Raw genomic sequence first — 24,187 nt, 5'->3', positions numbered from 1 at the left:
AAATCCGCACGCTCGCGCCTAGTTTCGGGGCCGTGTCCCAGCCCACGTCGGAACGACCAGCCCAACGGTGGCGCGCGACGCTGCGCGGTGAGTTGATGGCCGCCCGCAAGGAACGCGACGCCGTGCGCGTCTCGGCGCTGCGGTCGGCGCTGAGCGCGATCGACAACGCGGAGACACCCGACGGGCCCGCACCCCGAGCTGGGGCGATCACCGACAGCGCGATGGGACTCGGTGCCGCTGAGGTGGCCCGGCGCACGCTTACCGACGCCGAGATCCGCACGGTGATCCGAGCCGAAGTCGACGAGCGCATCGAGGCTGCCGAGCAACTCGCTTCGGCCGGCCGGCCGGACCGCGCCGCCGACGTGCACGCCGAGATCGCGGTCCTGACCGGGCTTCTAGAGGATGTCTGACCTCCGTGCCAGGCTGAGCACGTGCTCCTCGTCGACGTGGCCGAAGCCTCCGCCGAAGTGGGCGCGACCTCGGCGCGCTCGGCGAAGTCGCGCCTGATCGCCGACCTGCTCACCGGGGCCGGTCAGGAATCCGATCCGGAGCTGATCGCCATCGTCGTGTCCTGGCTGTCCGGGGAATTGCCGCAACGCCAGATCGGGGTCGGGTGGGCGGCGCTGCGCTCGCTGCCACCGCCGGCCGACGAGCCGACGCTAACCGTGCGCGGCGTCGATGCGGCCTTCACCGAGCTCGGTGCCGTGGCGGGCAAGGGCTCGCAATCGCGGCGGGCGGAGCTCCTCGGCGCGGTATTCGGCGCTGCAACCGACGTCGAGCAGACGTTCCTGCGCCGACTGCTCGGCGGCGAACTGCGCCAGGGCGCACTGGTGGGTGTCATGGCCGACGCGGTCGCCGCAGCGGCTCGCGTTCCCGCGGCCGAGGTGCGCCGCGCCGCGATGCTGGGCGGTGAGCTACCCACCGTGGCGGCGGCCGCGCTGACGGGTGGGCTGCCCGCGCTCGCACGGTTCGCTCTCACCGTCGGCCGGCCAGTCGGGCCAATGCTCGCCCAGCCGACCACCGGCGTTGCCGACGCGCTCGAAAAGCTCAGCGGCACAGCGATTTTCGAAGCGAAGCTCGACGGCGCACGCGTTCAGATCCACCGCGACGGCGACCACGTCTCGATCTACACCCGCAGCCTCGACGACGTCACGGACCGCCTGCCCGAAGTCGTCGAGGCCACCCGCGCGCTTGGAGTTCGCACGCTGATCGCCGACGGCGAGGCCATCGCGCTGCGGCCCGACGGGCGGCCCGACCGATTTCAGGTCACCGCGTCGCGGTTCGGGCGACGGGCAGGTCGGGATGCGGTCGAGCAGCCGCTGTCGGTGTTCTTCTTCGACGTGTTGCACGTCGACGGCACCGACCTGCTGGACCTGCCGACGTCCGAGCGGTTGGCGCGACTCGACGCGATCGTGCCCGCGGCGCAGCGCGTCGATCGGCTCGCCACCGCCGATGTCGCGGAGGCGACGGCGTTTCTGGACGCGACGCTGGCCGCCGGACACGAGGGGGTCATGGCGAAGTCACCGACGGCGCCGTACGAGGCGGGCAGACGCGGCGCGGGCTGGCTCAAGGTCAAACCCGTCCACACCCTCGATCTGGTGGTACTCGCCGTGGAGTGGGGCTCCGGCCGTCGCACCGGGAAGCTGTCGAACATCCACCTCGGCGCCCGCGATCCGGCGACGGGTGGCTTCGTCATGCTCGGCAAGACCTTCAAGGGCATGACCGACGAGATGCTGGCCTGGCAGACCGCCAGGTTCACTGAACTCGCCGACGGGCCCACGGACGGCTACGTGGTCCGGGTGCGGCCGGAACAAGTAGTCGAAATCGCGTTCGACGGCGTCCAGGGTTCGACGCGCTATCCGGGTGGGATGGCGCTACGTTTCGCCCGGGTGCTGCGCTACCGCGACGACAAGGGGCCTGCCGAAGCCGACACGATTGACGTCGTCCGCACCTTCTATGAACGCGACTAGCGCCGCCTGGAATTGCGTAGTGCCCGGCCGCGGCGGGCTGAAATGATTGACGAATGCCCCCGGCCCCAAGTGTGCGGCTACGTGCTGCAACGACCCGAGACGCAGCCTTCATCGTTGAGATGGCGCGCCATGCCTGCGTCATCGAAGATTGGCCCCTTCCCGAGCCGGACTCCGAAGAAACGCGAAGCCTCCTGCCGACTGCCGACGACGTGGTAGTAGTCGCCGAATATCCGACTGGCACGTCGCTAGGAGTCGTGTGGACCTTTCACCATGAACCCCCGCTCCTAGTCGACAGCGACGCCGTTGCCGTGCCGGAACTTTCCATCGCCGTCGCGCCTGAGCTGCGCGGAAAGGGTGTCGGCGGTGCGCTGTTGGATGAGTTGATCGTGCTTTGCACGGGTCTCTACGAGGCACTCAGCCTGAACGTCCACCAACGAAACCCGGCGGTGCACCTATACGAGCGCAAGGGATTTCGAGTGGTGGGCCGGGGACGCGGCGCCCTCGGTATCGCAATGCGCAGAGATCTGCGGTGATCGTGGTCGAGCGCCACACGGCGCTTTCCCATTGGTAGTGACCACCGACTGCAGCCGTTGTTGAGCCAATGGCGGCGTTTCCGCCAAAACGCCTGACGCACGATGACAGGATCGGGCTATGGCTTCCACGTCATCCCCCGCCCCTGCCTCATTCGAGCGCACCGAGGAAACCGTTGGCGACCTCACCTACGTGCGCACCGACAAGGACCTGCCGCCGGTAGCCATCATCGACCGGTCACCGATCACCACCAGGCACAAGATCGTCTTCGGCGTAATCGCGTTGGTCGGCGCCATCGCCTGGGCGATCATCGCGTTCTTCCGCGGTGAGACGATCAACGCGGTGTGGTTCGTGATCGCCGCGATCTGCACCTACGTCATCGGGTTCCGGTTCTACGCGCGGCTGATCGAGATGAAGATCGTGAAGCCGCGCGACGAGGTCGCCACCCCGGCAGAGGTGTTCGAGAACGCCACCGACTACATGCCGACCGACCGGCGGGTGCTCTTCGGGCACCACTTCGCCGCGATCGCGGGCGCGGGTCCGCTGGTGGGCCCGGTGCTGGCCATGCAGATGGGCTACCTGCCGGGCACCATCTGGATCATCGTCGGTGCTGTGCTCGCTGGTTGCGTCCAGGACTACCTGGTGCTGTCCATTTCAGTGCGCAGGCGCGGTCGCTCACTGGGTCAGATGGCGAAGGACGAGCTCGGAGTCGTGGGCGGCGCCGCCGCGATCATCGGCGTGCTCGTCATCATGGTGATTCTGCTGGCGGTGCTGGCCTTGGTGGTGGTCAACGCGTTGGCCGAGAGCCCGTGGGGCGTCTTCTCGATCGCGATGACGATTCCCATCGCACTCTTCATGGGGCTCTACCTTCGTTTCCTGCGGCCGGGACGCGTCTCCGAAGTGTCGCTGATCGGCGTCGCGCTGCTGCTGCTCGCCGTCGTCTCGGGTGGTTGGGTGGCCGAAACGGACTGGGGCGCAGACTGGTTCACGCTCTCCAAGGTGACGCTGTCCTGGTGCATCATCATCTACGGCCTCGCGGCGTCGGTGCTGCCGGTGTGGTTGCTGCTCGCCCCCCGCGACTACCTGTCCACCTTCATGAAGGTCGGCACCATCATCCTGCTGGCCATCGGAATCCTGGTGGCCCGCCCGATCATGGAGGCGCCCGCAGTCTCGTCGTTCGCCAGCAGTGGCACGGGTCCCGTCTTCGCCGGGTCCCTCTTCCCGTTCCTGTTCATCACCATCGCGTGCGGCGCACTGTCGGGCTTCCACTCGCTGATCTCCTCCGGCACCACGCCCAAGCTGCTGGAGAAGGAGAGCCAGATGCGGCTCATCGGCTACGGGGGCATGCTCACCGAGTCGTTCGTCGCGATCATGGCGTTGATCACCGCGGCAATCCTGAACCAGCATCTGTACTTCGTGATGAACGCACCCGCCGCATCGACGGGCACCACCGCCCAGACCGCGGCCGACTACGTCAACGGACTCGGGTTGTCCGGGGCCCCGATCACCGGCGCCGAGATCGACGCCGCGGCCCAGAGCGTCGGCGAGAAGTCGATCGTGTCGCGTACCGGCGGTGCCCCCACCCTCGCGTTCGGCATGTCCGAGGTGCTGCACCAGGTGTTCGGCGGCGCGGGCCTCAAGGCCTTCTGGTATCACTTCGCGATCATGTTCGAGGCGCTCTTCATTCTGACCACGGTCGACGCCGGCACGCGGGTGGCGCGGTTCATGCTCTCCGACGCACTCGGCAACCTCGGCGGACCACTGAAGAAGCTGCAGAACCCGAGTTGGCGGGTCGGCGCGTGGATCTGCAGCCTGATCGTGGTGGCGGCGTGGGGCTACTTCCTGTTGATGGGCGTCCAAGCTCCGCAGGGCGGTATCAACACGCTGTTCCCGCTGTTCGGCATCGCCAACCAGTTGCTCGCCGCCATCGCGCTTACCGTCGCCACCGTCGTGGTGATCAAACGCGGCCTTCTGAAATGGGCGTGGATTCCCGGTGTTCCACTGCTGTGGGACCTCACGGTCACCATGACCGCCTCATTCCAGAAGATCTTCTCGGGCGACCCGAAGCTCGGCTACTGGACTCAACACTTCCAGTACCGCGACGCCAAGGAGGCAGGCAAGACGGCGTTCGGCGCGGCCAAGAACCCCGATCAGATCGATGCCGTCATCCGCAACACGTTCGTCCAGGGCACGCTGTCGATCGTGTTCGCGGTCCTCGTCCTCACCGTGTTCGCCGCGGGGGTCATCATGGCGGCGAAGGCAATTCGCGGTTCGGGACGCCCACTCACCGAGGACGAGCCAGTGCCGTCCCGGATCTTCGCGCCGTCGGGGTTGATTCCGACCAAGGCCGAGAAGGAGGTGCAGAAGCAGTGGGACGAATTACCGAAACCGCACGCCAAATCGGTTGGTACTGGGGCTCATTGATGGGTGACAACCACTATCGCCGCTACGTCGACCATCGCGAGCGCACCCATCCCGACGAGCCCGTGCTGACCGAGCGGGAGTACTGGCGGATGCGCCACGACGCGACCGAGCGCAACCCGAACGCGCGTTGCTGCTAGTCCAACTCGTAGCGGATCGGCAGGTGCTTGAGCCCGCCGACGAAGATCGTCGCGGTGTGTTCGGGCGTGCCGGCTAGCTCGATCGACTTCAGCCGGGGTATCAGCGCCGAGAAGAAGCTGTTCACCTCCATGCGAGCCAGCGCAGCGCCCAGACAGAAGTGCACGCCGTAGCCGAACGCCACGTGCCGGTTGGGGTCACGTCCGACGTCGAACCGGAACGGGTCGACGAACACGTCCTCGTCGCGGTTGCCCGACGGGTACGACAGCAGCAACGACTCCCCCGCCGCGATCGACACGTCGCGAATCGTGGTGTCCTCACGGGCCGTTCGCATGAACTCCTTGACCGGGGTGACCCAGCGGATCATCTCCTCGGTCGCCAGCCCCATCAGTCCGGGATCCGCTTGAAGCCGCCGCAACTGGTCGGGGTGCTCGATGAGCGCTTGCAGTCCACCGGAGATCGTCGCGCTGGTGGTGTCGTGGCCCGCAGTGGCGACGATGACGTAGTAAGACACCGTGTCGACGTCGGATAGCGGCTCGCCGTCGACCTTCGCGTTGGCGATCGCCGAAGCCAGATCATCGGTCGGCTGTTCCCGGCGCGCGGCGGTCACTGCGTTGAAGTACCCGAACATGTCGAGTAGCACCGCGATCTGGTCCTCCTTGGCACCGCCTCCACCGAACTCGGCGTCGTCGTTGCCGAAGAGTTCCTGGGTGTACTGCAGCATCCTCGGGAAGTCCGCCTCGGGCACCCCGAGCAGCGACATGATGACGAACAGCGGGAAGTTCACCGCGACTTCCTGCACGAAGTCGCACTCCGGACCGACGGTCGCCATATGGTCGACATAGCGGGTGGCCAGCTCGTCGACGCGAACCTTCATGGCGCGCATGGCCTTCGGCCGGAACCAGTCCGCACCGATTGCCCGCACCACGCGATGCTGCGGATCGTCCATGTGGATCAGCGTGCTGATGCCGACGCCGGCCTGCAGTTCGTCGGACTCCGCGGTCATCAGTACCGGCCGTGGCGAGTTCGTGAACAAGTCGTTGGCACGCTCGATCGCCATGATGTCGGCGTGCTTGGTGACGGCCCAGAACGGCCGGTAGTTCGGCACCTCGACCCAGGACACCGGGGCGTGGGCACGCAGGTGGCTCAGCGCCCGATGCAGCCCTGCCTCGTCGGTGTAGGCCTGTGGGTCGGCCAGCACCTTCGCAGCCTCGTCGATGATGGGCGTACTCATCACTTGCTCCCTTCGCCTGCGGGCGCCAGGCCCGTCGCATGCTGCGCGCGCTCCTCATAGGATTGCCGTGCGCCCGAATCGAAGTCGAGGAACATGCGGTCGGTGCCGGAGCGGCGGTTCATCCAGCGTCTGCCGCGGGGACCCAGCAGGTTGAGGATCGTCAGGAAGAACCGCAGCCCGCCGGGCACCGACACCTGGGTCTTCGGCTTGTCCAGCACCTTCACGATGGCCGCAGCGATGTCCTCGGGCTCGACCGCCTTGTCCGCGCCGACACCGTGAGTGCCGCTGATCAACTCGGTCTTGACGAACGGCGGCATCACCACGGTCACCTCGATGCCGTGCGGTGCGAACTCGTCGGCCAACGCCGTCGACAGTCCCACCACCGCGAACTTCGTTCCCGCATAGACGACCTGACCGGGCACCGCCAGCATTCCTGCCAGGGAGGCGACGTTGACGATGTGTCCGCCGCGCCGGGCAACCATCTCGGGCAGCACCAATCGGCAGCCCGTCAGCACCCCGCAGAAGTTGACCTCGATCGACGTGCGGATGGCCTCGTCGGACTGCTCGAGGAACGCGCCGATGGGCATCACGCCCGCGTTGTTTATCAACACGTCGACGCGTCCGTCGCCGTCGGTGCGCGCCTCGTCCAGGAACGTCGCGAACGACTCGGGGTCGGTGACGTCCAGCGGGTGTCCCGAAACCACGCCAAGGTCCGACAGCTTGGCGATCGCCGACTCGAGCGTCGCCACGTCGCGGTCACCGATCACCACGCGCGCGCCGCGAGCCAACAGTGCCTTCGCCGTCGCGTACCCGATACCTCGGGCGGCGCCGGTGATGGCGATCGTCTTGCCCCTGATCTTGTCCATGGCGATCCTTCTAGGTGATTGCGGGGGCCACGTTGTCCCCCAACGCATTCGAACGCTCGCGAACCTCCGCGAGCACGGTGCCGACGGCATCCTCGGAGAGCCCGGCCGGGAACGCGGGCATGACACGGTCGATGACGCCGTCGCAGCGCCGACACAGCGCATCGGCCACCTCGTCGAGCGGGGCGACGACGGCGAACTCGCCCAGCACGTCGTCGTCGATCAACGTCGCCATGCCGTCCCAGTCACCCGCGCGGGAGCGCCGGTGCAGCTCGGTGTGCAGGTCACCCCAGCCGTGCAGGTCCAGCACCTTGCGGTAGGCGGGCGTCGAGCCGTAGAACGCGATCTGCTTGCGGGTCACCGACGCCGCTGCGGTCAGCTGCGCCTCGTCCTCGCCGGTGACGACGAACACCGGGCACGACACCTGGAAGTCCGACCGGTCGCGCCCCGCTCGCGCCAGTCCACGCATCAGTGCGGGCGCGGTGACCTGCTCCGCGTAGTGCTTCGTGGTGAACGCGTGCGCCAGCAGGCCGTCGCCGACTTCGCCGCACATCTCCGTCATCGCTTCGCCCACGGCGGCGATGAACACCCGCGGGAAACCATGCGGCGTCGGCGCCGGCGTGAACATCGGCGTCATCAAGGTGTGGGTGTAGAACTCGCCCTGGAACGCGAGCTTCGTCCCGTCCTGCCACGACGACCAGATGGCGCGCATGGCCAGGACGAATTCGCGCATCCGCCGCACCGGATGGCTCCACGGCATGCTGAAGCGTCGTTCGATGTGCGGCTGTATCTGCGAGCCCAGGCCCAGGTTGAATCGGCCTTGCGAATACGTCTGCAGATCCCAGCCGAGGTTGGCGACGTTCATTGGGTTGCGGGCGAACGCCACCGCGATGCTGGTGCCGACCTCCAGCCGTGACGAATGCTCGGCGGCCAGCAGGACCGGCAGGAAAGGGTCGTGATCGATCTCGCCGGCCCAGCAGCCGTCGTAGCCCGCTCGCTCGAGGTCGGTGACTATGCCTGGGACACGGGCGAGTTCGCTCGGAATGCCCCTATCGATCTTGAGCCCGCCGCCGTCAGCACTCATGCACGAGCACCAGACCCCCGACGGCCGTCATCATGCAAGAAGACGCTACAGTAAGCACTTCAGTATGGTCAACGCTACGAGTCGCAACCCGCTTGCACCCGAGCTGTGAGGATGGATGCATGACGAAGGCCGAGGACTGGCAGGACACGCTCGACGACTTGGAGGAGCGCCGCAAGCGCACCCGTGCGATGGGCGGCGACGAGCGGCTGGCCAAGCACCACGGGAAGGGCAAGCTCGACGCCAGGGCCCGCATCGATCGCCTCGTCGACAAGGGCTCCTTCCGCGAGCTCGGGACGCTCGTCGGCGGCGAGATCGCGGCCGACGGAATCGTCGTCGGTTCGGGACTCCTGAACGGCATTCCCCTCATGGTGGGTGCGGAGGACTTCACGACGATGGCGGGCAGCATCGGGCCTGGCGGCAACTCGAAGCGCTACCGGATCGCGGAACTCGCGCTGCGCGACCGTATTCCGCTCGTCATGCTGTTGGAGGGCGCGGGCTTCCGACCCACCGGTGGGCACTACGGACGCACCCCGACCGACCTACTGTCCCAAGCCAACTGCTCGGGGAAGGTACCCACCGTGGCGGCGGTGCTGGGGCCATCCGCCGGGCACGGCGCGCTCGTCGCTCCGGTGTGCGACTTCCGGATCATGAGCAAGCAAGGCGCCATCTTCACCGCGGGTCCACCGGTCGTGAAGGAGTCCACGGGCGAGGAGATCACCAAGGAGGACCTGGGCGGCCCGACCGTCGCCGCGTTGAGCGGCGTGATCCACAACGTGGCGGAGGACGACGAGGCCGTCATCGACGACGTCAAGAGATACCTGTCCTACTTCCCGCCCAGCGCATGGTCATACCCGGCACCGCGGACCGCCGACGAGGCATCCGCGCCGCGCCCCACCCCCGAACTGCTCGACATCGTCACGCGGGACAACAAGCGCGTCTACGACATGCGCAAGGTGCTCGACGTCGTCTTCGACGACACCGACTGGTTCGAGGTACAGCCAAAGTTCGGGCGGGCCATGCTGTGCGCGCTGGCCCACCTCGGCGGGCATCCCGTTGCGGTGGTGGCCAACCAACCGCAGGTGCTTGCGGGCTCGATCGACGCCGACGCCGCCGACAAGGCCGCCCACTTCATCATGGTGGCCGACTCGTTCCACCTGCCGATCATCTTCCTGGCCGACAACCCCGGCATGTTGCCCGGCAGTCGGTCGGAGCGCAGCGGTGTATTGCGGGCCGGCGCAAGGATGTTCGCCGCGCAGACCGCGGCCACCACGCTGAAGCTTCAGGTCACCCTTCGCAAGGCGTACGGCTTCGGCTCGATGGTGATGTCCATCCTGGGCTTCGACCATCAGGTGGCGACGTACGGCTTCCCTGGGGCGACGATGGGCGCGATGAGCGCCGCCGCCCTGAGCCGCGCCACCAACGCCGAGGAGGACCTGAGCGCCAAGCTGCGCGACGCCGAGCTGCAGGCGTCGTACCGCTCCGCCGAGAACCTCGGCTTCGACGAGATGATCGATCCGCGTGAGACCCGCGACGCGCTCCTGGCTGGCCTGCAGCGTGGCCTGTACAGCAGGCAGGCCGCCGCAGAACCGGTGAGCCGCACCGTCATCCTGCCGTAACCATCCTCGCCGCTTACAGCCTCTTGAGCCCGCGGACCACCTTGTTGAACGGGCCCATCGTCGCGAGCCCCGCCTTCAAGCCGGGCTGCATCGGCCCGAAGTTGACCACGACGAAGTAGCGCACGCCGTGGTCGCGCCACTGGGCGGCCTGGTCGAGCGCGTCGTCGACGGTGCCGTTGAGCATCATGCCCTTGACCACCTCCAGCGGAACCTTCGCCGACTTCTCGAGAATGGTCGGCTCGTCGATGTTGAACGCGACGTGGTCCTGCATGCCCGAGAAGCCCGCGCCCATCGGGTGTCCGGTACCGAAGTGGGCGTAGAAGTCCGACGGCGCGTTGAGCGCCCACGCCTTGACGACGGTCGTGTCGAGGGCCGCGTCGACGGCAGCTCTGTTCGCGGCGGCGACCACCGGAATCCAGAAGGCCGGCGTGATCGCCATCGGGTCGCGCCCCGCATCGCTGGCCGCCGACCGGATGACGTCGAGGCGCGCGGCATAGTCCTTCGGCAGGTGGGCGAAGCCGGGAAACCAGGCGTCGCCGTAGCGGCCCGTCGCTCGCAGCATGCGCGGGCCGTGCGCGGCGACCCAGATCTCCGGCCACTTGCCCCGGTAGGACGGCAGGTCGAACATCGCGTCGCGCAGCGGGAAGAACGGCGAGTCGCGGTTGACCAGTTGGCCTTTCGACTCCCACAGTGCCCGGATAGTGGCCAGCGCCTCCTCGAACCGCGCCACCGGCTTTGACCAGTCCACGCCGTAGGGCTCGTTGCCGACCCGCTCCCCAGGACCGATGCCCAGGATCGCACGCCCGCGCGTCATCAGGTTCAGCGTCGCCGCCGCTTGCGCGGTGACCGCGGGGTGACGCTTGCCGGTGTCGGTCACGCCGATGCCCAGCCGCACCCGGTTGAAGCGCCGTCGCGCGGCCAGCCCGCCAAGCAGTGTCCACGCATCCATCGCCGCATCGGGTGAGCGCAGCAGCCGCGCCGCCGCGGTGTGCTTCGGGTCCCACAGCGGTCGCGGTGTCTGCCCGTTGATGTGGTCGGGCACCCAGTACGAGTCGACCCGATTCGCCACGGCACCAAGATAGTTCGCCCGGCTGAACGCGTCGACGCGTACGCGCGCGGCCATCACCGGGTCCATCAACCCGACGCGCACACCCGCCACGAAATCAGCCGACGGTCGCGCGGTAGGCGGTGACGATCGGCTCGAGTTCGTCGGGAGTGGCGCCGTGCATGATCAGTGCGTCGGCACCGTAGTCGAACTCCTTGCGGATGCGCTCGACACATTGCTGCGCCGAACCCGTGGCCGACGGTTCCAGCCACTCGTCGGGGATCAGCGTGGCGACGTGCTCGATCTGTTCGGCGGTGGCCTTGTGGTCGATACCGCCTGCGATCGACTGCACCACCTTGTCGTCCCGGAAGCGTTGCAGCACCGATAGATCCCAGCCGTTGGTATTGACCAGGAGTTCGCCGTAGCCCTGCAGGTAGGTTGCCAGCCGCGCCACCGTCTTCTTCAACCGGAGCTCCTCGGGGAGATGGTCGCCGACGGTGGCGAAACAGGACCACACCTTCACGTCGTCCGGGTCGCGGCCGGCCTGCTCCGCGGCCTCCTTGACGGTCTTCACCGCGCGCTGCAGCGTCTCCGGGGTGAAGTAGGTGTGCAGGATGACGTCGTCGAATTCTCGCCCGCCGAGCGCCAGCGTCTGCGGACCGAACGCCACGATGGCCAACCGGATGTCTTCCTTGAAGTCCGGGTCGAGGAATAGCAACTGGTACTTGCCGATCGGTCCGTCGTGGTTGAAGACGAGCTCGCCGTGCCAGAGCCTGCGCATCAGCTGAGCGAAATCCTCCATCTGCGCCGTCGTCACCGGCGGCACGCCGAACGCTCCGTACATGGCCGCCACCCCGCGGCCGATGCCGAGGGTGAAGCGCCCCTTGGACAGCCGGTGCATGGTGGTGGCCCACGACCCGGTGATGAGCGGATGGCGGGTGTTGTGATTGGTTGCGGCGGTGGCGATCTGCATGCGGCTGGTCACCGCGCACGCCGCACCGGTGAGCGACGACGCCTCCTTGACGTTCCATCGTTCGGAGATGAATCCGGTGCCGAAGCCGAGCTCCTCACCGCGCCGGGCCTCGTCCATCAACCCGGCCGGACCCTCACCTCCGGCCCCGGCAAGCAGGTAATAACCTAACTCGTCCAAAGTTCGCGTCACGCCCAAACCCCTTGCTTATAGCCACAATTCCACACTTCGGTGATCCTGCCGTCGACGACGCGGAAAATCTCCATGCTGCTGATCGTCGTCTCGGTGCCGTCCTTGAGCTTCATCGGCGACTCGTACACGATCACCACGTGCACGCCGTCGTCGCCGGCTACCACCAGGTTCAGGTCGAACCGGATCGTCTCGAACATCTCCCAGTGGTCCACGATGCGCGCCACCGCCTGCGCGTGGGTGAGCACGGTCACCTCGCCGACGTCGTGCCGGGTGACGGTGTCGCCCATCAGTTCCTCGGCGAGTGCGAAGTCGCGCTGATTCCACACCACCAGGTTGTAGAGCTCGACTACCTCACGGGCGGTGCGGGTCATTCGAATACCTCCAGTGCCTCGATGTCGTCGATGGTTGTCACCGCACGGTCGATGAGCGTCATGCACAGCCGGCGCGCTCGTTCTGGCATGTTCGCCGCGCCGAGCAGGGCGACGACGGGAAGAACCATCAAGTAGGCGACCGCGAATCGGTAATGGCGCCAAGCCTCGTCAAACGAGTAGTCGCTGACCGAGCGCTCTTCCAGTCGGACGAGGTACTCCCTGAGCAGCTCCTCGTCACGCCCAGCTCGTACGGCCGCGGGCAGACCCTGGCTGAGTAGATAGCCGATATCCGCTGTGCCGACGCCCTGGGCTGCAAACTGGAAGTCGACCACTTTGAGTTCATCCCCGGCGAAGAACATGTTGTCGGCGCGGAAGTCGCCGTGCACCAGGGTCGTACGCTCGGTCAGGGCTTCGAGCGCCGTGGGAGCATGCTCCGCGAACCGCTCGGCGAAGGTCGCCACGGCCGGGGGGACCCTCGTCGCGGTGTTCTCGCGGTACGTCTGCCATCCCATGCCGAATGCAGACGGCAGGAGCTCCCGCATCATTGGCGAGTTCATGCTGGGAAAGGCTTCGAGCGCATCGGCATTGGTCGGATCATTCGACCACGCGTGCAAGCCCGCGAGATGCGTGATGCCGCAGCGGGCCCGGTCCAATGACAGGCCCGCCAGATGATCGGCGTTGTCCCAGTCCACGAGATCCTCGAGCAAGAGCACGAAGTCCGACGAATCCACTGCCATGAGAGCCACATGACAGTGCGGTGTGCCCATTGGAGCGCGGCCGGCCACCCGTTGGTAGAACGCCACTTCCTTGGCGTAGCCGCCCATCATCTCCATGGCACCCCGCGCCTCCGAGAGCGCGGGCAACTTGGCGATCAGCGTGGGCGGCACGTCCCCGCCGGTCAGGTGGAGCCGGTACAGCAGCGAGGAGAAGCCGCTGTCCTGCGCGATCTGCTCACTGCGGACGGCGTCGACCCGGGTTCCGAGTGCCTCGGACAGCCACGGCGCGGTGACGCCCTCGATACCGCAGGGCACAGCCGAGGTAGCCGAAGTCACACGGGCCTCCCCATCGAGGTAGTTGACGATAAACAACTAAGTTAGTTGTCGAGCGTCTATTATGCAAGGGTGCCCACTCCCAGCCGCGGGCTTACGCAACCGCAACGAGTCGAGACGTCCAACCGTCGACTCGTCGAGGCCGCCGCTGAGCTCATCGCCGAAAAGGGTTGGGAAGCAACCACGGCCGCCGAGATTGGCAGGCGCGCGGGCTATAGCCGCGCGATGGTTCATGCGCGGTACGGCAGCAAGGACGCCATCCTCGACGCGTTCCTGCAAGACGGCTACGTGCAACGTCTGCTACCCGGCCCAGAGCCCGGCGCCACCGGCATGGAGAACGCGGTCGCCCACCTCCACCGGATCGAGGAGATGTATGCGCAGGACCCTGACTTCCTGCGCGCGATGTTCGCGATGACGTTCGAGGCTGTCAAGACGACCTCGCCAGTGCGTACGGTGATGCAGACCTGGTTCGAGCGTGGCGTCGAGGCCGTGGAGGCGGGGCTGCGAACCGGGATAGCCGACGGATCGGTCCGGCCCGACATCGACGTCGAGCGGGCAGTCAACGACATCAGCGCGTCGATCTTCGGCATCGCGTTCCACTGGATCGTGATGTCCGAACGCTACGACCTCGCAAGGGAATTGGACTTCGCCCGGACGCGCATCAGCTCCGACTACGGTCCCCGCGGGACGCGCTGAGCGCCGCCCATGCCGCGCGCCGCGCCGCCGTGGGGTCCGACTCCACGCGGGAACGGCGATCGAAGATCATCGTCGCTCGCTCGCCGGTGGTGTAGCGGGGCCAGTCGTCGCCGGGCACGCCAGTCTTGCTGAACGACCGCCAGCGGCGCTGAACGTCCCTGCTGACCGAACGCGCCGACCCGCGGTCGCCCGCCACCGTCAACAACCCACCCATCCGGGTGTCGTACACGTCGAACACCGCAAGCAGTTCGCTGCCGTGGGTGGCGCCGAAGCCGGTCCACTGCAGTGGGCGCGGCGCGTAGTCGTAGCGGTAGTGGTACGTCGGCGCGTGCAGGCAATGCGCCTCGGCGAGCTCCCAGGCTCTCGCGCCGAACGTGAAGTCACTGCCGAAGGCCAGGCAGGCGGCCTTGCTCGGATATCCCGGGTAGGCCTCCCGCACTCCTTGCGCCACTTCGGGTTCCGCGCTTTCGAGGAACTTCTCGATGACGGGCTCGTTGGTCGGCAGGTAGTCCATGAACTTCGCGAACAGGCTGGCCTCGGTGGCGTTGCTGCCGATGATCAGCGGCACGCGGTGTGCCTCCCCACGCGCCATCGCGTCGACGTGCGTCCGTGGCAGGTAGTCGCCGCCAACGGTGGCGCCGATCCCGAAGGAGTCGGGCGTCTCGCGGATGGTGTCCGTCATGATGCGCTCCAGCGTCCTGACGAGCTGCGACGGTCGTGCGGTCATCACGGCCCGCGCGCCTTCCACCGGATCGGCACCGAGCCCGGCGGCGAATCGGCGAGCGATCTCGGCGGAGTACTCGGCCTGGTGGATGAGCCCGCCTGGTGGGCTCTCCGAGATCGCCTGGTGGAACAGCCCGGCCGCCTCGGGGACGGCGAGCAGTGTCGTCACGGCATGGGCTCCCGCGCTCTCGCCGAAGATCGTGACGTTGTCGGGGTCACCGCCGAACTCGGCGATGTTGTCGCGCACCCAACCCAGCGCCGCCACCAGGTCGCGCAAGAACAGGTTGGCCTCGAGCGGGTGCTCCGGCGTGGACAGCGACGACAGGTCGAGACACCCCAGCGCCCCGAGCCGATAGTTCGCCGACACGTAAACGGCTCCCCGGCGCGCGATGGCCGCGCCGTCGTACACCGACGTGGCGGAGCTGCCGAACATGTAGCCGCCGCCGTGGATGAAGAACATCACGGGCAGTGGCCCGTCGTGCGGTTCGGTCGAGGAGACGACGTTGAGCGTCAGACAGTCCTCGCTCATCGGTTGACGGCCGCCGCGCCCCATGAACGTGTACCGCGGATCCTGCGGCGCGCAGTAGGCGAACTCCTCGCAGTACCGCACGCCGCGCCAGGGCAGCGGCGGTTGTGGAGCACGAAATCGTAGTGGTCCCATGGGTGGCCGGGCATAAGGGATGGATCGCCACCTCGCCAAGCCGGCGCGCACGAAGCCCTGGACGATGCCGCCGGTGGTGTGTACCCGCGCCGACTGATCGATCACCACCGTCGTCGTCTCCCAACCCGGTCCGAAGCGCCTGCCGAAGCCTCTACTGTAATGTATTCCATTGACCTCGTTTCGACCGATCAAAGGGGTGGCTAGCAGTGAAGGTGCCGTTCACCTGGAAGGTCACGGGCTGGTTCATGATCGGCTGGTCGGCCGAGTTCGAAGTGGGCGACGTCAAGGCGCTCAAGTACTTCGGCGAGGACTTGGCGGCCTACCGCGACGAATCCGGGGACCTGCACGTGATGGAGGCGCACTGCAAGCACCTCGGCGCGCACATCGGACACGGCGGCAAGGTCGTCGGCGACTGCGTCGAATGCCCCTTCCACGGCTGGCGCTGGGGCCCCGACGGCACCAACCGCTACATCCCGTACCAACCCGACCGGCCCAACCGCGGGCTGCGGCTGCGCTCCTACCCCGTCCAGGAGCAGTACGGCTGCATCTTCATGTGGTACCACCCAGCCGGGGACCCTCCGCGCTGGGAACTGCCCGACATCTTTCTGAAGTTCCCCCAATTCGAGACCGACCCGAACGCGTACTACCGGCCCTACCCCGAGTTCTCCAGCCGCGCCGACGCCATCCCGGTGCACCCCCAGATCGTCGCCGAGAACGGACCGGACAGTTCGCACTTCCGCTACGTGCACGGAGCCTCGGTGACACCGGTATGTCTGCACTGGGAACACGTCGACGAGGAATGGCGGTTCCTGACCGGCTGGCCCGACGCCCGCAGCGACGACCCGAACGAGATGGCGCTGCGCATCCACAGTCACTTCTCCGGACTCGGATTCGCGATGAGCGTGTTCGAGGGCTCGTCCAACCATCGGCTGATCTTCGCCTGCACACCCGTCGACGACGAAGTCTCCGACATGTTCTACTCGATCTGGTGGCCCAAGGTCGACGGCGAAACCTCCGACGTCCCACCGGATCACGTCCGCACCCAGGTCGAGAAGCAATTCCTCAAGACCGTCTGGGAGGACTGCGACATCTGGCGCTACCAAAAGTACGTCGAACGACCCGCCCTGGCCAAGATCGACGCCATCCCCTACATGGCCATGCGCAAATGGGCCACACAGTTCTACGAGGTCTCCGCCGCCGAGCCGGCAGAGACCCGCGTATGAGACCCGCGCTCGGTGACCTCGTCACGCCTGCCCACACCGCGATCGTCACCCAGGAGTGCCAGGGCGCGGTGATGGGCCCGAACGCAGGGCTTGCGGTGCTGGCCGCCGAGGCCCGCCGCGAGGCGCTGCCCAACATCGTCCGACTGCTGCCCGCCGCCCGCACGGCGGGCGTGCGGATCGTGCACTGCCTGGTGCAGCGCCGCCCCGACGGGCTTGGCGCCAACCACAATGCGCGACTGTTCGCCGGCGCCGCCAAGGGCGTCGACGTCACCCCGGGCAGCGAAGGGGCGACGCTGCTGCCCGAACTCGGCCCTGCCCCAACCGATCTCGTACTGTCCCGCTGGCACGGCGTCGGCCCGATGGGCGGCACCGACCTCGATGCGGTCCTGCGCAACCTCGGCGTGACGACCATCGTCGCGGTGGGGGTCTCGCTGAACATTGCGATCCCCAACCTCGTCATGGACGCCGTCAACGCCGCATACACCGTGGTCCTGCCGCGCGACGCGGTGGCGGGTTTCCCGGCCGAGTACGGCGCCGCCGTCATCGACAACAGCCTTTCCCTGCTCGCCACGGTGACCACGACCGACGAGCTCATCACGACCTGGCAGGCCCCATGACGGAGACGCGCGGCTTCCCCGAGCTCAAACCCGTCGACGCGCCACCGGAACTGGAGCGGTTCACCGCGGCGGTGCGCCGGCTGCAGGATCTCGCCGTCTCCACCGATCCGGACGGCGAGTCCTGGACCGCGGCCACCGAGGCGATTGAGCGGGCCTGCGAAACGCTTGAACCGCATCAGGTTCCGGATGGTCAGGCTCCCGCGGGGCGGGCCACCAAGCTGCCCGGCCTCGGCCATCCGTTGATTCCGCCGTGGACGTTCACGGACTACAGCGCGGACGGCGTGACCATGGAGGGCCAATTCAGCCGGTTTCACGTGGGCGGCAACATGGCCGTACACGGCGGCGTCATCCCGCTCTTCTACGACTGGCACTTCGGCATGATCGTGTCGGCCGCGGGGCGCCCCATCAGCCGGACGGCGTACCTGCACGTCGACTACCGCGCCGTCACGCCGATCGATCAGCCGCTGATCTCGCGGGGCCGCATCGACCGGCTCGACGGCCGCAAGGCCTTCATCACCGCCACCATGACCGATGCCGAGGGCACCGTGCTGTCGGAGGCCAACGGACTCATGATCAAGCTACTCCCCCACCAACCCTGACTTAACGAAGACTTCAAGGACCGCAATGCAATTCACCGTTTCCGCCGTGTTCGACGCCGTCGCGGCCGCGATTCCCGATCGCGTCCTGCTCACCCAGGGCGACCGACGCTACACGTATGCCGACGTCGTCGACCGGTCCAACCGGCTGGCGTCCTATCTGCACTCACGCGGACTGGGTTGCCACACCGGCCGATCGGCGTTGGCGGGCCACGAGGTCGGCCAGGACCTACTCGGCGTCTACGCCTACAACGGCAACGAGTTCGTCGAGGCCCTGCTCGGCTCGTTCCGGGCCCGCGTCGCGCCGTTCAACGTCAACTACCGCTACGTCAAGAACGAATTGCAGTACCTGCTGGCGGATTCCGGTGCCACTGCACTGGTCTACCACGCCGCCTTCGCTCCGCGTGTGGCCGAGATCCTGCCCGACCTGCCACGGCTGAAGGTGCTCATCCAGATCGCCGACGACTCCGGCAACGAACTGCTCGACGGCGCCGTCGACTACGAAGAAGCCTTGGCGTCCAGCGCAGCGGAGCCACCACCCGTCGAGCCCTCCCCCGACGATCTCTACGTGCTCTACACCGGTGGCACCACCGGCATGCCGAAGGGCGTGCTGTGGCGCCAACACGACATCTTCGTCACCTCGTTCGGTGGGCGGAATCTGTTCGACGGCACGGTGATCGATTCGATCGAGGGGCTCGTCGAGCGCGCCGCCGCCGGGACGGGGACCAAGCTGATGATCCTCCCGCCGCTGATGCACGGGGCCGCCCAGTGGGGCGTCATGACGGCGCTGACCACGGGACAGACAGTAGTGTTCGCCTCGGTGGTCGACCGCCTCGACGCCGACGAGGTGGTCGCGACCATCGAACGCGAGGGGGTCATGGTCGTGACGGTCGTCGGCGACGCCATGGCCAGACCGCTCGCCGCGGCCATCGAACGTGCGGGCTCGACGCCGCTGGCCGCGGTCGCCAACGGCGGGGCGCTTCTGACTCCAACTACCAAGCAGCGCTTGATCGATGCCAAACCCGGCCTCGTCGTCGTCGACGGAGTCGGTTCGTCGGAGACGGGTGCCCAGATGTCGCACATGTCGGCACCGGGTGCGGTGTCGACCGGGCGGTTCAAGCCAGGCCCGGACACGGTCGTGATCTCCGAGGACATGAGCACCGTGCTCGAGGCAGGCCACGACGGCATCGGTTGGCTTGGCCAGCGTGGCTACGTACCACTGGGCTACAAGGGTGACGCAGCCAAGACTGCGGCGACGTTTCCCGTCGTCGACGGGGTGCGCTACGCCATTCCCGGCGACCGGGCCAGGCTCGTGGACGCCGACGCCGTCGAACTGCTCGGGCGCGACTCGGTCACCATCAACTCGGGCGGCGAGAAGATCTTCGCCGAAGAGGTGGAGACGGCCATCGCCGCGCACCCGGCCGTGGCCGACGTGGTGGTCGCCGGGCGACCCAGCGAGCGCTGGGGCCAGGAGGTGGTGGCGGTGGTCGCGCTCGCCGACGGTGCCGTGGTGGACGCGGACGAGTTGATCGCCCACGCCGCAACGTCGTTGGCGCGCTACAAGCTGCCGAAGGCCGTCGTATTCCGCCCGGTGATCGAGCGCAGCCCGGCGGGCAAAGCCGACTACCGGTGGGCTCGCGAGCAGGCGAGCACCTAGGCCTCGTTGGACTTGAGGCGTCGATTGGTGCGGCGCCGCGCCATGCGCAAGGACATGTCGGCGTAGGCCTTCATCGGCCGGGTGAACGGCGGCGAGGCCGAACCCGTGATGCTGAACGGAAGGTCGGTGCCCACGACGGTCCGCTGATGGCTGAAGGTGTCGAAACCCGCCTTGCCGTGGTAGGCGCCCATACCGCTGCGGCCGACGCCGCCGAAGGGTGCGGCCGACGGAATCATCTGTGCCGCGAAGTCGTTTCGCGCGACGCCGCCGCTGCGGGTGTTCCGCACGAAGCTGCGGAAGTGCGCCCCGTCGGGCCCATACCAGTAGGCCACCAACGGCGCGGGCCTTTGGTTGATGTAGTCGATGGCGTCGCTGAGTTGTGCGTATCCCATCACGACCAGCACGGGCCCGAAGACCTCCTCGCTGGCGATCTTCATGCGATCGTCCACCCCGCGCACGATGGTCGGCGCGATCTTGCGGGTGGCCCGATCGGGCAACGCCTCACCGGTTGGCGCGATGCTCTCGACCTGGGCGCCACCGTCGCGCGCGTCGTCGATCAGACCCACCACGCGGTCGAAGTTGGCCTCGTTCACCGATGAGCAGTAGTCGCCGTTCGACACGATCGTGGGGAACATGCCACGCAGGGTCTCCCGCGCGACGTCGACGAAGGTGTCGATTCGGTCGTCGGGGACGAAAACGTAGTCCGGACACACGCACACCTGTCCCCCGTTGACCATTCGGGCCGCGGCGATGCGGGCGGCCGAGCGACGGACGTCGGCGTCGGGTGCGACGACCACGGGGTTCTTGCCCCCGAGTTCCAGCGTCACCGGAACCAGGTGCTCGGCGGCGGCGCGTTGCACGCGAGCGCCGATCGACGGCGACCCGGTGAAGAAGAGGTGGTCGAACGGCAACGTCGAGAACTCGGCCGCGACGTCCGGGCCACCCGTCACCACGACGAGTTCCTCGGGGCTGAAGTACTTCGGCGCGACGGCGGCCATCAATTCCGCTGTGTGGGAGGTGATCTCGGACATCTTGAGCATAACCCTGTTGCCCGCCGCGAACGCCGCGGCGGCGGGCAGCACGACCAGGTTCAGCGGGAAGTTCCACGGGCCGATGATGCCCACGACGCCCAGTGGGGTGGACTCGACCTCGGCGCGCAGCCCGAAGATGCGTCCCACCCGCATCAGCTTGGTGGCGGACATCCACTCCGCCACGTGCGCGCGTGTGTGCTCGATCACCGGGATGATGCCGACCACTTCGGTGAACAACGTGGCCGCCCGTGACCGGGTGCCGAAGTCGGCCGCCATGGCGTCGACGAATGCGTCGGTGTTGTCGAGCACCAACGCCATCAGTCGGTCGATGCGGTTGCGCCGAACGGCCAGACTGGGTGGGCCGTCCGCCACGAAGGCCCGGCGCTGGCGGTCGAGGGCTTCCCGCATCTGCGAGGCTTCGGCCCCGAGCTCAACGCCGAGGTGCTGTTCCGCTGTACTCATCGCCACCAGACTCCGTAACTCCCGGCGGCGCGACGCCCTCCGGTAAGGCTCACGGTAGCACCCGATTCGCGGCCGTCTGCGATGTCGCCGTCATCGCTCCGGGCACGTGGGATAAGCTACTGTAATATTTACAGTACGGACGTGCGGCATCGCCGTCCACTAGGCTTTACGACGCGGGGGGCTGTGGTGGAAACCGAAGTACAAGACGCCAGCCAGCAGCGGGCCGACAGGGCCAGCCTGCTGCGCAACCCGTATCCGTTCTTCGCCAAGAAGCGCGCGGAGAACGGCGTCTTCGAGGGCACCGTCATGGATTACTCCAAGACACCCGAGCAGTTCCGTCCCAAGCAGTGCTACTCCGCCATGTCATTCGACGCGGTCAACACAGTGTACCGGGACGGCAAGACCTTCAACTCCGCGATGTACGACTCCACCATCGGCATGTTCATCGGCCCGACGATTCTCGCGATGGGTGGAGCCGAACACCGTGCGCACCGCAACCTCGTATCAGCGGCGTTCAAGTCAAGGTCGTTGGTGCGGTGGGAGCCCGAGATCGTGCGGCCCGTCGTCGACGGACTCATCGACGAGTTCATCAACTCGGGCCGGACGGACCTCATCAAGGAATTCACGTTCGAGTTCCCCACTCGCGTCATCGCCAAGTTGCTCGGTCTCCCCGAAGCGGATCTGCCCAAGTTCCGCAAGTGGGCCGTCGACCTCATCAGCTATACGGTCAAGTACAAGCAGGCGTTCGAATCGTCTGCGGCGCTGAAGGATTACTTCCTGACACAGATGAATGCCCGCAAGGACAACCCCACCGAAGACATCATCGGCGATCTCGTCACTGCGGACATCGACGGGGAGAAGCTGACCGAGGAGGCCATCTACTCGTTCCTGCGGCTTCTCCTGCCCGCTGGCCTCGAGACCACCTACCGGTCGTCGGGCAACTTGCTGCACCTGCTGCTCACCCACCCTGACCAGTTCGCCGCAGTGCAAGACGATCACGAGCTCATCGGACCCGCCATCGAGGAGGGGCTGCGATTCGAAACGCCCCTGACGACGGTGCAGCGCTTTACCAGCGAGGACACTGAACTCGACGGGATCGAAATCCCCAAGGACTCCGTGATCGACGTGTGCATGGGTTCGGCCAACCGCGATGAGTCACGGTGGGACCGTCCAGAGGAGTTCGACATCTTCCGCAAGCGCACGCCGCACATTACGTTCGCCGCAGGCGAGCACACCTGCCTGGGACTTCACTTGGCGCGCTTGGAATCCCGCGTTGCGGTGGAGTGTCTGCTGAGCCGGCTGAAGAACATCACACTGCTCGACGAGGGCGATCCGCACATCCACGGCCAACCGTTCCGTTCGCCGAATGTGTTGCCGGTGACGTTCGACGCCGCGTGAGCGCCGATGCTTCGTTCGAGCGGGCCTGCCTAACCGGACGAACCAGATCCACGACTGCCCGGCACGGTCCACACCGCAGTCGAGCAGATCGAGCGCGCCGGTGGCCGTGCTCGAGCGGTAGTCGGCGATGTGCGAAACGAGGAGGACGTCCGCCGAGCAGTTGACGTGGCAGTCAATGACTTTGGCACGGTGGACATCGTCGTGAACAATGCCAGCGCGATGGCTCAGGCCGGCACCAACGAACTTCCGTTGAAGCGATACGACCTGATGGCAGACGTCAATATGCGCGGCACGTTCGCGCTTACCCAGGCGTGTTTACCTGCGCTACGCGATTCCTCGCATCCAGCGATCCTCACGTTGTCCCCACCGCTGAACATGGCGCCCGCGTGGCTCGGTCGGTTCCCTGCCTACACGATGACGAAATACGCGATGACAATCCTGACGCTGGGGTGGGCCGCCGAGTTCGCCGAGTTCGGGATAGACGCGAATTGCCTATGGCCTCAGACACGTATCGCCACCGCGGTCATCCGCAACCTCCTGGGCGGCGATGAGGCCGTCGCGAAGGCGCGCAGCCCGCGCGTCATGGCTGACGCGGCAATGCTCATGCTGTCGCAACCCCGCGGCACCATGACGGGCCAGACGCTGGTCGATGCGGACGTCCTTGCGCAGGCGGGAGTCACCGATCTTTCGCGGTACGGCGGCGGATCTTCACCAACGCTGGATCTCTACATCGATCCCGCGTAGCACCCTCCGCGGGGAGAACGCCTCGGCGGTCAGCCCTTCCAGGGCTTGGCCTTCACGTAACCGCCCGCGTCGATGCGCAACTGCGTGCCGGTGATGTAGCGCGAGGCGTTGCTGGCCAGGAACACCACCGCGTCGGAAACGTCCTGCGGCTCGATGTACGGCACCGGCATCGCCTGCATCATCGAGAACGTCGCCTCGGCGTCCTCCCGCGTCGGCTCCTTCAGGTCTGGCCGGAACACCGTGTACATGCCCTCGTTCTGCAACATGTCGGTGTTGACGTTGGTGGGATGCACCGCGTTGACCCGGATCATCCGCTTGGCCAGCTGGATCGACAGGTCGTTGACGTAGCGCGCCACGATCTGCTTGGCCAGGCTGTACGCCGAGCCGCCCGGACCCTGGTTGGTCGCACTACCCAGTTGCGCCGCAAGCGATCCCGTCGCGATGATCGACCCGCCGTCGCTGATGTGCGGGAGGCTGGCCTGGATGACGTTGAACACGCCGACCAGATCGGTGTCGATGGTGTCCGACCACGACTGCATGGTCTGCCCCTTGCCCATCGCGCAGATCCCGGCGTTGGCGACCACGACGTCCAGCCCGCCGAGCTCGGCGACGCCATCGGCGATGGCCTTCCAGACCGCACTGCGCTCGCGCACGTCGACGATCGCCGTGTGGCACCGCACCGCTTCCTTCTCCACCATGCGCGCCGTCTCGTCGAGATCCTCTGGCCGCGACAGCGGGTACGTGTTGCCCTCCAGATCGGCACAGATGTCGAGCGCGATGATGCTCGCGCCCTCAGCCGCCAGGTTGACGGCGTGCGAACGACCTTGGCCGCGAGCCGCGCCCGACACGACGGCGATCTTGTTGTCCAGCTTGCCCATTCGCCTGCGTCCTTCGT

The 24,187-nt window shown here is 67.0% G+C and carries 22 protein-coding genes and 1 pseudogene; 13 read left to right on the top strand and 10 right to left on the bottom strand.

From position 1 onward, the window contains the following. Positions 1–32 precede the first annotated feature (32 nt). The 5 genes from SLQ33_RS31145 (at position 33) to SLQ33_RS31125 (ending at position 5,062) form a co-directional block, all read left to right on the top strand. The gene (locus tag SLQ33_RS31145; RefSeq protein ID WP_319457793.1) at positions 33–410 is read left to right on the top strand and encodes a GatB/YqeY domain-containing protein; all 378 of its coding nucleotides are present in this window, start codon (positions 33–35) and stop codon (positions 408–410) included. 21 nt (positions 411–431) lie between these two features. Next, positions 432–1,970, top strand: a complete 1,539-nt coding sequence (locus tag SLQ33_RS31140) for an ATP-dependent DNA ligase (RefSeq protein ID WP_319457792.1) — start codon at positions 432–434, stop codon at positions 1,968–1,970. A gap of 53 nt (positions 1,971–2,023) precedes the next feature. After that, positions 2,024–2,503, top strand: coding sequence for an N-acetyltransferase family protein (locus SLQ33_RS33675; protein WP_413653779.1), 480 nt, complete (start codon positions 2,024–2,026; stop codon positions 2,501–2,503). 118 nt (positions 2,504–2,621) lie between these two features. After that, a complete protein-coding gene (locus SLQ33_RS31130; RefSeq protein WP_319457790.1) occupies positions 2,622–4,925 on the top strand; it encodes a carbon starvation CstA family protein in 2,304 nt (767 codons plus the stop codon). Continuing rightward, positions 4,925–5,062: a CstA-like transporter-associated (seleno)protein gene (locus SLQ33_RS31125; protein ID WP_413467760.1), complete on the top strand. Its 138-nt coding sequence runs from the start codon at positions 4,925–4,927 to the stop codon at positions 5,060–5,062. Before SLQ33_RS31130 ends, SLQ33_RS31125 begins: the two co-directional genes overlap by 1 nt. Here SLQ33_RS31125 and SLQ33_RS31120 read toward each other — a convergent pair. From SLQ33_RS31120 to SLQ33_RS31110, 3 genes are read right to left on the bottom strand one after another with little or no spacing between them, the layout of a single operon-like run. Continuing rightward, positions 5,059–6,294: a cytochrome P450 gene (locus SLQ33_RS31120; RefSeq protein WP_319457788.1), complete on the bottom strand. Its 1,236-nt coding sequence runs from the start codon at positions 6,292–6,294 to the stop codon at positions 5,059–5,061. The two genes, SLQ33_RS31125 and SLQ33_RS31120, sit on opposite strands and share 4 nt — an antisense overlap. Beyond that, entirely contained in the window at positions 6,294–7,160 is an 867-nt protein-coding gene (locus tag SLQ33_RS31115) for an SDR family oxidoreductase (protein WP_319457787.1), read from the bottom strand. The genes SLQ33_RS31120 and SLQ33_RS31115 overlap by 1 nt, the downstream gene beginning before the upstream one ends. 10 nt (positions 7,161–7,170) lie before the next feature. Beyond that, the gene (locus tag SLQ33_RS31110) at positions 7,171–8,241 is read right to left on the bottom strand and encodes an LLM class F420-dependent oxidoreductase (protein ID WP_319457786.1); all 1,071 of its coding nucleotides are present in this window, start codon (positions 8,239–8,241) and stop codon (positions 7,171–7,173) included. 119 nt (positions 8,242–8,360) lie between these two features. Between SLQ33_RS31110 and SLQ33_RS31105 the strand changes: the two genes are divergently transcribed. Beyond that, positions 8,361–9,857 carry an acyl-CoA carboxylase subunit beta gene (locus tag SLQ33_RS31105; RefSeq protein ID WP_319457785.1) on the top strand — a complete coding sequence of 499 codons (1,497 nt, stop codon included), beginning with the start codon at positions 8,361–8,363 and terminating at the stop codon, positions 9,855–9,857. Positions 9,858–9,870: 13 nt separating this feature from the next. On the opposite strand, the gene SLQ33_RS31100 is transcribed toward SLQ33_RS31105, so the two are convergent. The 4 genes from SLQ33_RS31100 to SLQ33_RS31085 are packed head-to-tail and all read right to left on the bottom strand — an operon-like array spanning position 9,871 to position 13,487. Continuing rightward, entirely contained in the window at positions 9,871–11,016 is a 1,146-nt protein-coding gene (locus SLQ33_RS31100; RefSeq protein WP_319457784.1) for an LLM class flavin-dependent oxidoreductase, read from the bottom strand. A 4-nt stretch (positions 11,017–11,020) separates the two neighbouring features. Beyond that, positions 11,021–12,064, bottom strand: coding sequence for a TIGR03857 family LLM class F420-dependent oxidoreductase (locus tag SLQ33_RS31095; RefSeq protein WP_319457783.1), 1,044 nt, complete (start codon positions 12,062–12,064; stop codon positions 11,021–11,023). Further along, on the bottom strand, positions 12,061–12,435 hold the full coding sequence (locus SLQ33_RS31090) for a nuclear transport factor 2 family protein (protein ID WP_319457782.1): 375 nt from the start codon (positions 12,433–12,435) through the stop codon (positions 12,061–12,063). Before SLQ33_RS31090 ends, SLQ33_RS31095 begins: the two co-directional genes overlap by 4 nt. Further along, the gene (locus SLQ33_RS31085; RefSeq protein ID WP_319457781.1) at positions 12,432–13,487 is read right to left on the bottom strand and encodes a phosphotransferase; all 1,056 of its coding nucleotides are present in this window, start codon (positions 13,485–13,487) and stop codon (positions 12,432–12,434) included. Before SLQ33_RS31085 ends, SLQ33_RS31090 begins: the two co-directional genes overlap by 4 nt. A gap of 69 nt (positions 13,488–13,556) precedes the next feature. Between SLQ33_RS31085 and SLQ33_RS31080 the strand changes: the two genes are divergently transcribed. Continuing rightward, the gene (locus SLQ33_RS31080) at positions 13,557–14,180 is read left to right on the top strand and encodes a TetR/AcrR family transcriptional regulator (RefSeq protein WP_319457780.1); all 624 of its coding nucleotides are present in this window, start codon (positions 13,557–13,559) and stop codon (positions 14,178–14,180) included. On the opposite strand, the gene SLQ33_RS31075 is transcribed toward SLQ33_RS31080, so the two are convergent. After that, positions 14,146–15,669 carry a carboxylesterase/lipase family protein gene (locus SLQ33_RS31075; RefSeq protein WP_319457854.1) on the bottom strand — a complete coding sequence of 508 codons (1,524 nt, stop codon included), beginning with the start codon at positions 15,667–15,669 and terminating at the stop codon, positions 14,146–14,148. The genes SLQ33_RS31080 and SLQ33_RS31075 overlap by 35 nt on opposite strands. Before the next feature lie 101 nt (positions 15,670–15,770). On the opposite strand from SLQ33_RS31075, the gene SLQ33_RS31070 reads away from it, so the two are divergent. The 4 genes from SLQ33_RS31070 to SLQ33_RS31055 are packed head-to-tail and all read left to right on the top strand — an operon-like array spanning position 15,771 to position 19,657. Then, positions 15,771–16,787 (top strand): Rieske 2Fe-2S domain-containing protein, encoded by a 1,017-nt coding sequence (locus tag SLQ33_RS31070; protein WP_319457779.1) that lies wholly within the window; start codon positions 15,771–15,773, stop codon positions 16,785–16,787. Further along, on the top strand, positions 16,784–17,404 hold the full coding sequence (locus tag SLQ33_RS31065; RefSeq protein WP_319457778.1) for a cysteine hydrolase: 621 nt from the start codon (positions 16,784–16,786) through the stop codon (positions 17,402–17,404). Before SLQ33_RS31070 ends, SLQ33_RS31065 begins: the two co-directional genes overlap by 4 nt. Further along, positions 17,401–18,003, top strand: a complete 603-nt coding sequence (locus SLQ33_RS31060; protein WP_319457777.1) for a PaaI family thioesterase — start codon at positions 17,401–17,403, stop codon at positions 18,001–18,003. Before SLQ33_RS31065 ends, SLQ33_RS31060 begins: the two co-directional genes overlap by 4 nt. Before the next feature lie 25 nt (positions 18,004–18,028). Continuing rightward, positions 18,029–19,657, top strand: a complete 1,629-nt coding sequence (locus tag SLQ33_RS31055; protein ID WP_319457776.1) for an acyl-CoA synthetase — start codon at positions 18,029–18,031, stop codon at positions 19,655–19,657. Here the strand turns inward: SLQ33_RS31055 and SLQ33_RS31050 are convergent. After that, positions 19,654–21,150 carry an aldehyde dehydrogenase family protein gene (locus SLQ33_RS31050; RefSeq protein ID WP_319457775.1) on the bottom strand — a complete coding sequence of 499 codons (1,497 nt, stop codon included), beginning with the start codon at positions 21,148–21,150 and terminating at the stop codon, positions 19,654–19,656. The two genes, SLQ33_RS31055 and SLQ33_RS31050, sit on opposite strands and share 4 nt — an antisense overlap. 186 nt (positions 21,151–21,336) lie before the next feature. Between SLQ33_RS31050 and SLQ33_RS31045 the strand changes: the two genes are divergently transcribed. Both SLQ33_RS31045 and SLQ33_RS31040 read left to right on the top strand, forming a co-directional pair. Then, positions 21,337–22,548, top strand: a complete 1,212-nt coding sequence (locus tag SLQ33_RS31045) for a cytochrome P450 (protein ID WP_319457774.1) — start codon at positions 21,337–21,339, stop codon at positions 22,546–22,548. A 36-nt stretch (positions 22,549–22,584) separates the two neighbouring features. Then, positions 22,585–23,292 (top strand): annotated as a pseudogene (locus tag SLQ33_RS31040) (SDR family oxidoreductase); the annotation flags it as partial. A 29-nt stretch (positions 23,293–23,321) separates the two neighbouring features. Here the strand turns inward: SLQ33_RS31040 and SLQ33_RS31035 are convergent. Then, positions 23,322–24,170 carry a mycofactocin-coupled SDR family oxidoreductase gene (locus SLQ33_RS31035; RefSeq protein WP_319457773.1) on the bottom strand — a complete coding sequence of 283 codons (849 nt, stop codon included), beginning with the start codon at positions 24,168–24,170 and terminating at the stop codon, positions 23,322–23,324. Positions 24,171–24,187 lie beyond the last annotated feature (17 nt).

The organism is Mycobacterium sp. RTGN6 (assembly GCF_033804605.1).
Lineage (GTDB): Bacteria > Actinomycetota > Actinomycetes > Mycobacteriales > Mycobacteriaceae > Mycobacterium.
The sequence above is the reverse complement of the archived record's forward strand: the minus strand, read 5'-3'. Positions and strand labels throughout refer to the sequence as shown.

What these genes read in the sequence shown, in the direction of transcription:
- SLQ33_RS33675 (WP_413653779.1), top strand. Translation starts at nt 2,024, where the DNA reads ATGCCCCCGGCCCCAAGTGTGCGGCTACGTGCTGCAACGACCCGAGAC.
- SLQ33_RS31130 (WP_319457790.1), top strand. Translation starts at nt 2,622, where the DNA reads ATGGCTTCCACGTCATCCCCCGCCCCTGCCTCATTCGAGCGCACCGAG.
- SLQ33_RS31125 (WP_413467760.1), top strand. Translation starts at nt 4,925, where the DNA reads ATGGGTGACAACCACTATCGCCGCTACGTCGACCATCGCGAGCGCACC.
- SLQ33_RS31120 (WP_319457788.1), bottom strand. Translation starts at nt 6,294, where the DNA reads ATGAGTACGCCCATCATCGACGAGGCTGCGAAGGTGCTGGCCGACCCA.
- SLQ33_RS31115 (WP_319457787.1), bottom strand. Translation starts at nt 7,160, where the DNA reads ATGGACAAGATCAGGGGCAAGACGATCGCCATCACCGGCGCCGCCCGA.
- SLQ33_RS31110 (WP_319457786.1), bottom strand. Translation starts at nt 8,241, where the DNA reads ATGAGTGCTGACGGCGGCGGGCTCAAGATCGATAGGGGCATTCCGAGC.
- SLQ33_RS31105 (WP_319457785.1), top strand. Translation starts at nt 8,361, where the DNA reads ATGACGAAGGCCGAGGACTGGCAGGACACGCTCGACGACTTGGAGGAG.
- SLQ33_RS31090 (WP_319457782.1), bottom strand. Translation starts at nt 12,435, where the DNA reads ATGACCCGCACCGCCCGTGAGGTAGTCGAGCTCTACAACCTGGTGGTG.
- SLQ33_RS31065 (WP_319457778.1), top strand. Translation starts at nt 16,784, where the DNA reads ATGAGACCCGCGCTCGGTGACCTCGTCACGCCTGCCCACACCGCGATC.
- SLQ33_RS31060 (WP_319457777.1), top strand. Translation starts at nt 17,401, where the DNA reads ATGACGGAGACGCGCGGCTTCCCCGAGCTCAAACCCGTCGACGCGCCA.
- SLQ33_RS31055 (WP_319457776.1), top strand. Translation starts at nt 18,029, where the DNA reads ATGCAATTCACCGTTTCCGCCGTGTTCGACGCCGTCGCGGCCGCGATT.
- SLQ33_RS31050 (WP_319457775.1), bottom strand. Translation starts at nt 21,150, where the DNA reads ATGAGTACAGCGGAACAGCACCTCGGCGTTGAGCTCGGGGCCGAAGCC.
- SLQ33_RS31035 (WP_319457773.1), bottom strand. Translation starts at nt 24,170, where the DNA reads ATGGGCAAGCTGGACAACAAGATCGCCGTCGTGTCGGGCGCGGCTCGC.